11 protein-coding genes are annotated in these 13,039 nt (G+C 40.8%); 5 read left to right on the forward strand and 6 right to left on the reverse strand.

The annotated features are described in order from the left end of the window. The first annotated feature begins 72 nt into the window (after positions 1 to 72). Together E5A76_RS01025 and E5A76_RS01030 are read left to right on the forward strand one after the other, a co-directional pair. The gene (locus tag E5A76_RS01025; RefSeq protein ID WP_161117844.1) at positions 73 to 2,130 is read left to right on the forward strand and encodes an alkyl/aryl-sulfatase; all 2,058 of its coding nucleotides are present in this window, start codon (positions 73 to 75) and stop codon (positions 2,128 to 2,130) included. Between the two features lie 96 nt (positions 2,131 to 2,226). Then, the gene (locus E5A76_RS01030; protein WP_187695522.1) at positions 2,227 to 2,979 is read left to right on the forward strand and encodes a hypothetical protein; all 753 of its coding nucleotides are present in this window, start codon (positions 2,227 to 2,229) and stop codon (positions 2,977 to 2,979) included. Positions 2,980 to 3,074: 95 nt separating this feature from the next. Here the strand turns inward: E5A76_RS01030 and kdsB are convergent, their stop codons facing one another. The 5 genes from kdsB to E5A76_RS01055 form a co-directional block, all read right to left on the reverse strand. Then, entirely contained in the window at positions 3,075 to 3,821 is a 747-nt protein-coding gene (gene kdsB / locus E5A76_RS01035) for a 3-deoxy-manno-octulosonate cytidylyltransferase (RefSeq protein ID WP_053988267.1), read from the reverse strand. A gap of 2 nt (positions 3,822 to 3,823) precedes the next feature. After that, the gene (locus tag E5A76_RS01040) at positions 3,824 to 4,003 is read right to left on the reverse strand and encodes a Trm112 family protein (RefSeq protein WP_008986784.1); all 180 of its coding nucleotides are present in this window, start codon (positions 4,001 to 4,003) and stop codon (positions 3,824 to 3,826) included. Continuing rightward, positions 3,984 to 5,018 (reverse strand): tetraacyldisaccharide 4'-kinase, encoded by a 1,035-nt coding sequence (lpxK, locus tag E5A76_RS01045; RefSeq protein ID WP_161117845.1) that lies wholly within the window; start codon positions 5,016 to 5,018, stop codon positions 3,984 to 3,986. The genes E5A76_RS01040 and lpxK overlap by 20 nt, the downstream gene beginning before the upstream one ends. Then, positions 5,018 to 6,775: a lipid A ABC transporter ATP-binding protein/permease MsbA gene (gene msbA / locus E5A76_RS01050; RefSeq protein ID WP_161117846.1), complete on the reverse strand. Its 1,758-nt coding sequence runs from the start codon at positions 6,773 to 6,775 to the stop codon at positions 5,018 to 5,020. Before msbA ends, lpxK begins: the two co-directional genes overlap by 1 nt. A 174-nt stretch (positions 6,776 to 6,949) precedes the next feature. Then, positions 6,950 to 9,265: a DNA internalization-related competence protein ComEC/Rec2 gene (locus tag E5A76_RS01055; RefSeq protein WP_161117847.1), complete on the reverse strand. Its 2,316-nt coding sequence runs from the start codon at positions 9,263 to 9,265 to the stop codon at positions 6,950 to 6,952. Between the two features lie 31 nt (positions 9,266 to 9,296). On the opposite strand from E5A76_RS01055, the gene E5A76_RS01060 reads away from it, so the two are divergent. The 3 genes from E5A76_RS01060 to E5A76_RS01070 all read left to right on the forward strand — a co-directional run bounded on the left by E5A76_RS01060 (position 9,297) and on the right by E5A76_RS01070 (position 11,927). Next, entirely contained in the window at positions 9,297 to 9,824 is a 528-nt protein-coding gene (locus E5A76_RS01060; protein ID WP_053988271.1) for a DUF2062 domain-containing protein, read from the forward strand. A 288-nt stretch (positions 9,825 to 10,112) separates the two neighbouring features. Further along, positions 10,113 to 10,673: an HdeD family acid-resistance protein gene (locus E5A76_RS01065; protein ID WP_053988272.1), complete on the forward strand. Its 561-nt coding sequence runs from the start codon at positions 10,113 to 10,115 to the stop codon at positions 10,671 to 10,673. Positions 10,674 to 11,258: 585 nt separating this feature from the next. Continuing rightward, on the forward strand, positions 11,259 to 11,927 hold the full coding sequence (locus E5A76_RS01070) for a DedA family protein (RefSeq protein WP_161117848.1): 669 nt from the start codon (positions 11,259 to 11,261) through the stop codon (positions 11,925 to 11,927). A 290-nt stretch (positions 11,928 to 12,217) separates the two neighbouring features. Here the strand turns inward: E5A76_RS01070 and E5A76_RS01075 are convergent, their stop codons facing one another. Then, complete coding sequence (locus E5A76_RS01075; protein ID WP_008986777.1) at positions 12,218 to 12,784, reverse strand: outer membrane beta-barrel protein; 567 nt, start codon at positions 12,782 to 12,784, stop codon at positions 12,218 to 12,220. Positions 12,785 to 13,039: the final 255 nt, after the last annotated feature.

A 13,039-nucleotide genomic window follows, 5' to 3' on the forward strand; every position in this document is an offset into this window, starting at 1 on the left:
ATCACGATGAGTTAGTTGCATAGAATGGCTTCATCGAGTTAAGACATTCATCTCAAACAAGTGGGTTTTACTATGAAAACATTACCAACTGCATCTAAATCTGTTCTTACTTTAATTTTGGCAATGTCGTTTCCTACCGTTGCAGCGAATCATGATCACGACCATGTTAGCGGTGACTTAACCATTAATGGCAAGCCTGCTACAGAGCAAACCATTCAGGTCAATAAAGCACTGAGTAAACAATTGAATTGGGAAGACCGTGACGCGTTTGAGCGTAATAAAAAAGGTTTGATCGTACCGCTAGATGAAGCAAGCGCAAATATTATGCGTAATAGCTACGACTTTATTGATCAAGACAATATTGCTGATTCCGTTAACCCTTCGTTGTATCGCCAAGCACAGGTCAATAACACCGCTGCGGGGTTATACCAAGTCAGTGATGATATTTATCAAGTTCGCGGCACTGATTTATCCAACATTACTTTTATTAAAGGTAAAACGGGTTGGATTGTTTACGACGTATTACTAACCAAGCAAGCCGCTGAAATATCAACAAAATTCTTTTTAGAAAATGTACCAAAAGGTGGCGATTTACCGATTGTGGCAATGATTTACTCTCATAGCCATGCTGATCACTTTGGTGGGGCTCGTGCGATTGCTGAGATGTTCCCTAATGTGAAGGTGTATGGTCCACACAATATGACCAAAGAAACGGTAGATGAAAACGTACTGGCTGGTAATGCTATGTCACGTCGTGCCGCTTACCAATACGGTGCCACCTTAGGGGCTCATGAACACGGTATTGTTGACGCAGGCTTAGGTAAATCTATGTCGACCTACTCGCCAGAATATGGTGCAGGGGAAATCACTTATGTAAAACCTGATTACACCTTTAATAGTGACGGTAAATTTGAAACTTATGCAGTTGATGGCGTTGAAATGATCTTCATTGATACTGCAGGTACAGAAGCCCCTGCTGGTATGGCGACCTTTATTCCATCAATGAATGCATTGTGGACAGGTGAAATGATGTATCACGGTATGCATAACATCTATACCTTACGTGGTGCAAAGGTGCGTGATTCATTGAAATGGTCTAAAGATATCAATGAGATGATCAATGCTTGGGGCACAGATATTGATGTGCTGTTTGGCTCTCATTCATCACCTATTTGGGGTAATGATGAAGTCCTCGATTTCATGAAATTACAACGTGATAACTACGGCTTTGTTCATAATCAAACCCTGCGTTTAGCAAACAATGGTGTCGTTATTCAAGACATTGGTGATGCGTTAATTGAAACCATTCCGACCAGCATTCAACAAGCTTGGCACACCAATGGTTATCACGGTTCATATAGCCATAACGCCAAAGCGGTCTACAACATGTATCTGGGTTACTTTGATATGAACCCAGCAAACTTAAACCCATTACCAACACAGCAAGAAGCCAATAAATTTGTTGATTACATGGGTGGCAGCGATGTGATCGTGAAAAAAGCACAAGCTGATTTCAATAAAGGGGAATACCGCTTTGTCGCCACTGTTTTAGATAAGGTTGTGAAAGCCGATCCTGAAAATAAAGATGCTCGCAAATTACTTGCTGATACTTATGAGCAATTAGGCTACCAGTCTGAAACCATGGGTTGGAGAAACACGTATTTAACAGGTGCGCAAGAGCTACGTATTGGTACTCAACCGGGTAATCCAAAAACCGCTTCTGCTGATGTGTTATCTGAAATGAGCATTGAAAACTTACTGGATTTCATGGCGGTGAAAGTAGATTCAACCATTGCCCAACACACGCCATTTACCATGAATGTGATTGTGCCTGATCAAAATGAAGTGTTCTTCGTTGAGATGTCAAACGGTAACTTAAACAATGGTTTGGTGAAACACCCAGTAGAAAATGCCGATGCAACACTGACAATTAACAAGTCAGATGTTACTCAAATGCTATTAGGTAAAGTAGATTTACCACAACTTATGGCAGATAAGACGGTATCTCTGAAAGGCGATAAAACAGTGCTTGCGAAGCTAAAAGCAGCTTCTATTGAATTTAACCCAACGTTTGAAATCGTGCCTCGACCTGCAAAAGGTCAGGAAGTGGATGCCAACTTATATCACTAAGTTTACTTCGGTTAATTAAGTGCTCTCCCCTCGTTAGCCAGAGCTACCTCTGGCTAACACCTTCATTTTGTCTTACTGCTTAAAATAGGTGTTCTCATGACTTCACGTTCACTTGCCCTTGTTGCTGCTTTCATTGCCGTTCCTTTTGCCTCCGCTTCTAGCTCAGAAGTACAAGATATGTCCGATCCACTCGCTGTTTACACTCAAGGTGGTGTGGGTATGTCGAACAACGGCTTAAATTTAAAAATGGGTAAATCTTACGACACTAAAGATCCCACCACCATGGCGATGAATATCTTTGAAATTAAAGGTTTTATGGGTGAACACATCACACATGATGGTGATGATTCGATTGATAGTATCCGTTTTCGTAATTTCCAACTAGATATGACTAACGGACGTGGTAGCCAAATCGACGTAAACTGGAATTTCGATAATAACCTAGGTAGCGCATCGTACAGTATGATCCAAGCACTGCCGAAATGGGGAGCACTACAGCTTTACCCTCTTGCAGGTTTAGGGATCACCGTGACAGATACAGCTGAAATTCGAGGTATTGATCATGACTATGGCAGTGTTGGTTATGCCATCCCAAGCAGTTATGTGGTTGTGGGAACATACGCCAAAGTCGATGTAACTGATAAGATTTGGCTCAATTACAACCCGATGTATATCTCTACACTCAATAACAACGAATATATGTCTGATTTACTGGATGGTTTCCACCATGAAGCAGCGGTGAGTTATAAGCTAAATGATCGACAAACCATACGTACCTTTGCTAACTGGGATCATGATACTCAGTTTAAAAACGGTGATTTCAGATTAGAGTTTAATCATCAGTTTTAACCATTGTTAAACGCAAATCCCCATTTAACGGGTAATAAAAAACCGAGCCCTTTGAGCTCGGTTTTTGCGTTCATGAAAGTATTCGTGATGATCAATTAACCAACGATAGCACGCACTTTTTCGAGATCTTCTGGCGTATCAACACCCGGTGCTGGTGCATCAATTGCCACATCAACGTGAATCTTCTCACCGTACCAAAGCACACGTAGTTGCTCTAGTGATTCAATTTGCTCTAACGCACTTGGTTCCCAGTTAATGTAGGTTTTAATAAAACCTGCACGGTAGGCATAAATACCAATGTGACGTAGTAAATTATGGTGAACGATACGTGGCTCTTTCGCAAAATTGTCACGATCCCATGGAATCGATGCGCGGCTAAAATACAGTGCATAACCGTCTTTATCTGTAACGACTTTTACCGCATTTGGATTAAAGACTTCATCATGGTGATCAATTTCAACCGCCAATGTCGCCATAGGCGCATCTTTATGAGCAATGTTATCAGCTACTTGGCGAATAATGGTTTCAGGGATCAACGGTTCATCACCCTGCACATTCACCACAATGTGATCGTCTGCTAATTGGTATTTCTCAACCACTTCAGCAAGACGCTCTGTACCTGATTCGTGATCTGTGCGAGTTAAACACACTTCACCACCAAAGCCTTTCACCACATCAACAATGCGTTGATCATCAGTTGCGACAATCACTTGGTCCGCACCTGATTTCATCGCTTGCTCGTAAACCCATTGCACCATAGGTTTACCTGCGATATCTGCCAGTGGTTTACCCGGTAATCGTGTTGATTGGTAACGGGCAGGAATAACAACGGTAAATGTCATTATTATTTAACCTCGTCTGAGCTTAACGTACGAGCTTCTGGCTCTAGTAAAACTGGAATGCCATCATTAATAGGATAAGCTAAACGATCGAACTTACATACAAGCTCATTTTTTTCTTTATCGTAGTTCAGCTTGCCTTTACATACTGGACAAGCAACGATTTCAAGCAGACGGTGATCCATACGTTTCCTTTACCTCAATGATCCGTTTAATAATGTCTGTAGCCTGAGGCTGTGCGATATCTGCATCAACAGGAAGATACCACCAGTTTTCTTCAGCAAAGCCGTAACATTTTACAGCGTCTTTTTCAGTCATTACTAAATGCTGCCCTTGGTGGGCTAAATCTAACAATGTTTGTTTTTCAAATGCTTGGTGATCAGCAAACGGCTGACATAACACAGGTGTCACACCTAATTGATTTAGGGTAGTAAAAAAGCGTGGTGGATGCCCAATCCCCGCCATTGCAATCACATCATTTAGGGTTGAAATTGCGCGGCGCTTGCCTGTTTTTACATTAATTAAATCGGTCGGTACCAACTTCATCGCAGCTTCATTCGCTTGCGCAGTACCACCATTACAAATCAGAAAATCGACTTCGTTTAAACGCTGGCAAGTTTCACGTAATGGTCCTAGTGGTAATAAGTGTTCATTACCAAAACGACGTTGACCATCAATCACCACGATTTCAATGTCACGCTCAAGAGCATAATGCTGCAAACCATCATCGGTGATGATCACATCAACATTGTGTTCAAATAGCATTTTCACCGCTTCACTGCGCTTTGGCGCAACAGCAACAGGCGCATTGGTGCGACGCTGAATAAGTACAGGTTCATCACCGGCAATATCTGTACTCGTTGTCGCTTCAACAAAGTACGGATAATGAGGTGCTTTACCACCGTAACCACGAGAAACCACGCCTGGCTTTAAACCTTGCGCTTGCAGCTGCTCCACCAGCCAAACTACAACGGGGGTTTTACCGTTACCACCTGCGGTAATATTACCAACTACAACCACAGGAACAGGCGCTTTATATGCTGCTTTTTTACCAGAAACATATTGCTGACGTTTGTGTTGGCTGATCACACCAAATAAGCGACTTAACGGCCAGAACAAAGGCCAAAGTAGGATGTAAAGAAACAGCATCCCCCCTTTAGGAGGATGCTGAAACCACATTTTTTCGATAAGTGATGCCATTAGTCACCAAACTGAATACGGTGAAGCTGGGCATACGCACCATCATGGCTGATAAGCTCTGCGTGAGTTCCACGTTCAACAATTTCACCGTCATCAACCACTAGGATCTGATCGGCATTTTCAATTGTTGATAGGCGGTGAGCAATCACCAGTACGGTACGATCTTTTTGCAGTTCATCTAATGCACTTTGAATTGCACGCTCAGATTCAGTATCCAGTGCTGATGTTGCTTCATCCAGAATAAGCACCGGCGCATTACGTAGCAATGCACGAGCAATCGCTAAACGCTGACGCTGACCACCTGATAAGCTCACACCATTCTCACCAATAACCGTATCTAAACCATTGTCCATATCTTTGATAAAGTCCATCGCATAAGCTAGCTCTGCAGCACGTTCAATATCTTCACGGCTGTAAGCATCATGACTTGCATAAGCAATGTTGTTAGCAATAGTGTCATTAAATAGGTGAACGTTTTGCGAAACGACAGCAACTTGATCACGAAGATTCGCCAGTTTGTAGTCTCGAATTTCCACCGAATCAAGGTTAATTTCGCCTGAATCAATGTCGTAGAAGCGAGTAAGCAAGTTAGCAATGGTACTTTTACCTGAGCCGGAACGCCCTACCAATGCCAATGTTTTACCCGCTGGTAAGTTAAAGCTCACATCACGTAGTGCTGGCGCATCTTTGGTTGGATACGTAAAAGTGACATTCTTCACTTCTACATCACCTTTAACGCGTTGAACTTCTACTTTACCGTTATCTTTTTCTGTTTCTAAATCCATTAATTCAAACAAGGTGTGACAAGCCGCCATACCACGTTGGAATTGAGAAGTAACACTTGTTAATGCCTTTAATGGACGCATTAAACCAAACATTGCACCAAACACAACCGCAAATGTACCCGGTGTTAGTTCAGCACGTAGTGATGGTGTGTTTGCAAGAATAAGTACAACCACCAATGCTAATGATGCGATAACCTGAATAACTGGGTTAGCAATTGCTTGAGCCGAAACCAGCTTCATGGTTTGACGACGCATTTGGTTACTTACGTTGTCAAAACGCTGCTTTTCTACTTCTTGACCACCGTAGCTTAAAACGACTTTGTGACCTTTCAGCATTTGCTCAGCAGATGAGGTTACAGAGCCCATTGCATCTTGCATGTTGCGTGAGATCTTACGAAAACGCTTCGATACAGTACGAATACTGAAAGCAACGATAGGTGCGATCACGATCAGAATTGCCGACAGTTGCCAGCTATTCCAAAACATCAACGCCATAAGACCAATAATCGAGGCACCTTCACGGACAATACTGACTAACGCACTACTGGTTGCAGAAGCAACTTGTTCAGAGTCGTAGGTAATACGTGATAGCAATGCACCTGAAGATTCTTTATCAAAGAATGCAACTGGCATTTTCATGAAGTGTTGGAATAACTGACGACGTAGCGTCATTACAACGTTACCAGAAACCCAAGATAGGCAGTAAGTTGAAACAAAACCACTTACACCACGTAGGATCATTAAGCCAATTAAGTAGATTGGCATCATCGCGAGGAAATCTGAATCGATTTTATCGAAACCACCAAAGCTTTCATCAAGTAAAGGCTTGATCATAGAAAGCATCAGGGTATCACCGACAGCGTTAATAATAAGCGCAATTACCGCCACCGCTAAACCAGCTTTATAAATGCTGATATAAGGCCATAATCGCTTATAAGTATCTCTTGATGATTTTTCTGTTGATTGAGTCATGAAAACCAATTTATTTCTAATACAGTTTTTCTATTCTACCTCTAACTTGTCTCTCAACCAAATTTGTCACTCATCCTTTTGAAAAAATTGTCTTTTGCTCAAAAAAAAGACAATTAATCATTCAATATTATTGTTTTACTCAACAACAAGAAGGCGAAGAAGACACCTCTATAACTATAACCATTTAGGTCGATACCATTGCGTAGCTGTCGTACTGCGTTGCGTGCGTACCTGATAACTTTCGTTATCAACATCAATGGTGATCTGCCCTACTCTACCCGTTGATAACCATTGAATGTTTCGCTGCTGATATTTCTCTTTGACTGCTTGCGCAGGCAAATTCCACGAATTAAATACGCCTGTTGAAACCAAGGCTAATGAAGGCTTAACATGATCAAGAAAGGTATTAGTAGAGGATGTTTTACTGCCATGATGTGGCACTAATAAAATGTCAGCTGTTAGTGTTGGGGCGAGTTTCACTAACATTAGCTCAGCGATGGCATCAATATCTCCTGTTAATAACAGAGATGGTCCTTGCCCGTTTTCTGCTTGTATACGAACAACACATGAATGTGGATTTCGTGCTCGACTCACCTGTTGTATCGGCCATTGCACGGTAAAACTCAGCCCTTGCCAAGACCATGATTGCCCTTTAATACAAGGAAAATACCCTTCGTCATTATAATTGCTGCTATAGCTATATTGCGGAGAAAATTTTTCAGAAATAAGCGCTTTGCCTCCTGCATGATCGCTATCATCGTGGCTGATCACCAAGTAGTCCAACTGCTTGATCCCCATATTTTCCAATACAGGTAAAATCGTACTTCCTGCAACCACACTTTCTTGCCAACGGTTACCTGTGTCATACAGTATCGCTCGTCCTGCTTTGTGTATGATCACCGCTAAACCATGACCAACATCGAGTACCATTACCTGCCACTGTGACGTCTTATTGTTAGGCTTTAGAATCCCAATTACAGATAGGAAAAGTAGCGAAATATAAAGCCATTTAAAACGTCGAAATGGCAATAATGTCGCACCCAATACGATAATAACAACACACCATAATACCGGCTGATATGACATTGATAACCCGTACCATGCCCCTTCCAGCCAAGCAATCCCCTCAACCACAGGCAATAACGACCAATTCGCACATTGCCATAAGGTGCTGGATAACATAGGAAACCACAGTGTTATTACCGCAATTAATACTAAGGGAACAGTGATAAAACTAATCCAAGGTACTGCAAATAAGTTAGCAATAGGAGCAGCAATAGAAATACCGCCAAACCATAACCATTGAATAGGTAACATCAACACTAATAGCCAGCATTGAATTTTAACCAATTGAAGAAACGATGCATGTAAATGTGTAGTTGAAAATGTGTGATGAGGCATTTTTACTAATGGAAAATACCGTTGCCCAACACTAAATAAAACTAATACAGCAACAGCGTAAAACGACAACCAAAAAGAAGCGCTGTAAATAGCAAATGGAGCAAGTAATAAACTTAATGACAACGTCACTAACAGCACTTGCCAGTGCCGCCAATACGATCCCGTTGTCTTTAAACTGCCTATGATAAAGCACATTAATAATGCTCGAATGGTTGGAATCGTTAATCCGGCTAACCAAGCATAGACCAATGCAACAGTTAACCCCGTGATCATAGGTGTCCAAATAAATAGCGTTTTTTGCGGTAACAATAGCTTTAACTTTGCGCCAATCATCCACCCTAACAGCATGGCCAAAGCAATATGTAAGCCTGATATTGCTAACAAATGCGCAGTGCCGCTGTCTCTTAGCTTCGTCCAATCGTCTTTATCTAATCCACTGCGCTCACCAAAAGCCAAGGCTAATAAATACGCTTGATAAGGCATGTTATTAGTAAGTTGCGTTACCCGATCAAATAACTGCTGTCGCCATGTTATATGTTGAGTAATAAGAACAGGAATGTTAGAACCGCTTACTCGAACGACTGCTCTTCCATGAATGTTTCGACTTACAGCGTGACGTTCGGCATCGAATCCTGCTTGATTTATCCTGCCAACAATACGGCTTAATTTAACAGGTAATTGCCAGATCTGACCTTGCTTTAATACTGGCGCATCAGGCCACAAGATAAGTAAGCGATGCGAAGAAGATAAACTGATATCAGCCTGATTTGAGGGTAAATATGCATCAATAACCACTGCTTCGAAATACGTATTCGGTATATTTTCATTTAATACCGCACTAACTCGGACATTTATGGTAAGATTTGTCCGATTTAGCGGAACGTCATCAACCTTTTTAAGATATTGTTCGGCACTTAATGCCGCTAAGAAAGCACTTATTGAAAACCAAAATAAAAACTGGTTTCGACAATAATAATAAATAACAACACTGACTATTATCCCTGTCATATACCACCCGTAATGTGGAATAACAGATAAACCCAGCAGTGTATGAAAACCTATTGCGATACCTAATGCTATTTGTAACATGCTGTTATCGCCATGTGATTAAATACTGATTATGCCTAGACATCTTATTAAAAAGTTCTTACCAAGCCACGAAGTGATTAAGCGCCAAAAAGCCCTTAAAATCTTTGGTAATGTGCTTTATAACCCGAACTTATGGTGTTTAAATCGCCGATCTGCATCGGGCGCATTTGCCGTTGGCTTATTCATGGCTTTCGTTCCGCTTCCTAGTCAAATGATCATGGCGGCAGGCTTGGCTATTCTCTTTGGTGTAAACCTTCCCCTATCCGTTGCTCTTGTATGGGTAAGTAACCCTGTTACCATGCCAGTGCTGTTTTATGGTGCGTATAAACTTGGTGCTTGGGTACTCAATAGCCCTAATGTGGGTTTCCACTTCGAGCTATCATGGGACTTCCTGTTAAACCAAATGAGCCAAATTGGTCCTCCATTTTTGCTAGGTTGCTTTATTTGTAGCGTGGTATCTGCCCTTATTGGCTACTTTGGTATTCGTGGCCTATGGCGTTACTCCGTTGTTCGTAGCTGGAATAAACGAAAAATTAGAATCGGCTCTGCCCGCCCATAGTATCTACAGCTATAAATACGAAAAAAGCCTCCAATGATGTGAGGCTTTTTTGTATCCGCTTACTTTTTTTAGATCCGAAAAACAGTCACTAGTAATATTCAGTTCTATTTTTCAACCATTTTTACTGTGACTTCAAGATCTACCCCTTCATGATATTATTTTAAAACGTTTTGTATTCAAAAACTTAAATTGCTAATTATCAGTAAAAATTTACTAGCTAATCAAACAATTAGGTCTAATATTAGACAAAACATCTTAATTTACTCTTTTGCGTTTAAGGGATACGTTATGGAAAACCCAGTAAGTTCTATGCTTAACAAAGGCTGGAAATGGTTCGTGATTGTTGGTGTTATCGTGGCATTAGCCGGGGTATTCGCTATCAGCCTACCTATTGCAGCTGGTATGACAATTACCACTATTGTCGGCACTATTTTCCTTGTGATCGGATTGGTGCAGGTTTACCACACTTTCAGTATTCCAGATTGGAAAACCAAAACCTGGTATGTGATCAGTGCATTATTCTACTTACTAGGTGGTTTATTTATTTTAGGTCAACCTTTCATTGGCTTAGTGACTATCACTGTATTAATGATTGCAACCATGATTTTCAACGGCGTAACGCGTATGTTGTTTGGCTTTAATAGTCGTAAGCACCTTGCTGGCTGGCGTTGGATTGTATTCAGTGGCTTGATTTCAACCGCAATCGGTATCTACTTCTTTAGTTTGATGAATAATCCTGAATTCTCAATGTCTCTACTAGGGATCTTTGTCGGCGTATCACTACTGTTTGAAGGGTTCAGCTTTATCTTCATTGGTACACAAATGAAGAAAGTTATTCGAAACATGTAAAAATAAAAACATAAACTAGCCTATTGCCTCAACATTGGAATGTTGGGGCTTTTTTACACTCAAAAGAACATTTTGCTCGCAATATTTATACACAACTAATCATTTGCTTTTCAATGTGATTTCAGTACTAATAAGTGCGTGAATTAACTTGGGTTGGTTAGAGATAAAATGCGCTGTTCTCAACTACTATATATTCTTACTCTATTACTATGCAGTGCTTTCTTTAGCCATCGTGTTTCAGCAAATATTGAACACATTGATGCCCATAGTTATTTTGAATCGTCTTCAATCTCATATAATGCAGATCTTGGGCTGTTAACAACGCCCCAACGCTACCGTTTTGCCTCACCAACGATTAAACTAGCGCCCTTGTATCACGAGCGTGAACATTTTCTTGCTTTGTTACAGCAAAAGAGTAATGTCTTTTTAACTTACGCTCTGATACCTATAGAAAAATCGTGTTTAAAACGCAAGAACCTTTTGTCTCTCGCCAATTTTCAATTTCGTTTTACACATAGTCGGAATTTGCTGTTTTCATAACATCAAACCAATTCATTTTTCTATTTTATTTACAAGGACACATAGATGCTTGATTCATTTGTATCTATTTTTTCTGCGCTCTGGCACCAAGATTTTGTCGCATTACAAAACCCAGAAAGCATGGTGATGATTTATGTCTGCGTGACATTTGTTATCTGGTTAGAAAGTGCATTTTTACCGGCAGCACCGCTACCTTGCGATAGCATCGTGATCTTAGCTGGTACATTGGGTGCAATGGGGATCATTGATTTTAAATTAGTAGTCTTCTTACTGATTGTGGCATCAGCTATTGGTAGTTGGTTAGCTTACTTACAAGGTCGCTGGCTGGATCATTTACCAAAAGTGAAAGGCTGGGTGAGTATGGTACCACCGCACAGGATGCAAACTGTCGATAACTTGCTGATCCGTCATGGTGTGATAGCTCTGTTTGTAGCACGTTTTATTCCTGTAGTGCGCCCTTTGCTACCTTTAATGATGGGCTTCCGTGTTAAAAGTCAGTCCCACTTTTTCCGTTTTGCTTGGCTAAGTGCGACAGCTTGGGTATTACTACTAACAGGTTTGGGCTATTTATTAACGTTACTACCTGAAAAAATCGCTAAAGTAGCGACTATGATTTTAATGGTTGCACCATTTGTTACTCTGGCAATTGCCATTGTTAGCCTTTCAAGTAGTTGGATTATAAAGCGCGTTAAAAAACGTAACGCATTGTCTTAAACAGTTTCAATAAGCCATATAAATAGAGCCTGCTTCTATCACTATTGTGTGAGACAGGCTCTTTTTTATACCTGCCTTCTTATAGACATAACACTTTGTACCCAAGTAACTTCACGTTATCTCGATATATTATTTTTCATTAAATAATAAGGTCGCGTTACATAGCGACGCCCCCATCCACTTAAATATGAAAGCTTCCATGTGTTGTAATCGCTAGTCTTCTGTGGAATTTAGACGTAAAAAAACCCGCACATGGCGGGTTTTCATTACATCGTAATACTTGTTTAAACTTAGAAGTAGAAACGAGTACCGAATACGATGTTTGTTAGGCTGTCTTTAGCTTTCTGGCTAGAGTAACCGTCGCTTGAGAAGATGTCATCTGTAGCGATGTTGTAGTTAACTTCAGATGTGATAGCAACGTTAGGGTTAATAAAGTACTTAACACCAGCAGCTAGTTTAACGTTAAGAGCCCAGTTGTTGTCGCCCTTATCGCCAGCATCGATGTCGCCGCCATTTTTGTTATCGTAGCTTAGTGCGCCAAGTTCAGCTGCTGCACCAACGTAAGGTACCCAATTAGTAGAGTTAACAAAGTTGTACTCTGTGAATGCACCTAGTTGAGCGCTGATTGCGTCATCTTTATCTTGTGCGCGAACAGTAGCAGTACCACCCACTTCCCAGTTGTCTTTTACGAAAGTACCGTAAGTACCGTTAAGATCTGCATGCCAACCGCTGCCTAGTTTAGCGTTACCTTGAACACCGATCTCTTGAGTACCAGCTGGAAGTTGAACTGCTGCTTGTGCTGCTACTGGAGCTAGAACAGATAGAGCCACTAGAAGGCTTAGTGCATTCTTTTTCATTATATTTCCTAATTGTTTTTACTTTTAAACAAGTCGTCTACTTAAATGCAGTTCCTTTACTTAGTTACTTAAAGAGAAGTAACAATCCGTATAACGACAACTTGTATCCATAAATCAGTGGCGACAAAATTAGCACGCAGTTTCATGACTGTTAAATGAAACAACTTAATTAATTTCCAAATGAACACCATTCACAATTTATAAGTAAAAAAGTTCAATTTTTCAGTTGAACAACACCGCCAAAGACCAAAAAAC

Source organism: Photobacterium lucens, from assembly GCF_009873615.1.
In the GTDB taxonomy this organism is placed as follows: Bacteria; Pseudomonadota; Gammaproteobacteria; order Enterobacterales; family Vibrionaceae; genus Photobacterium; species Photobacterium lucens.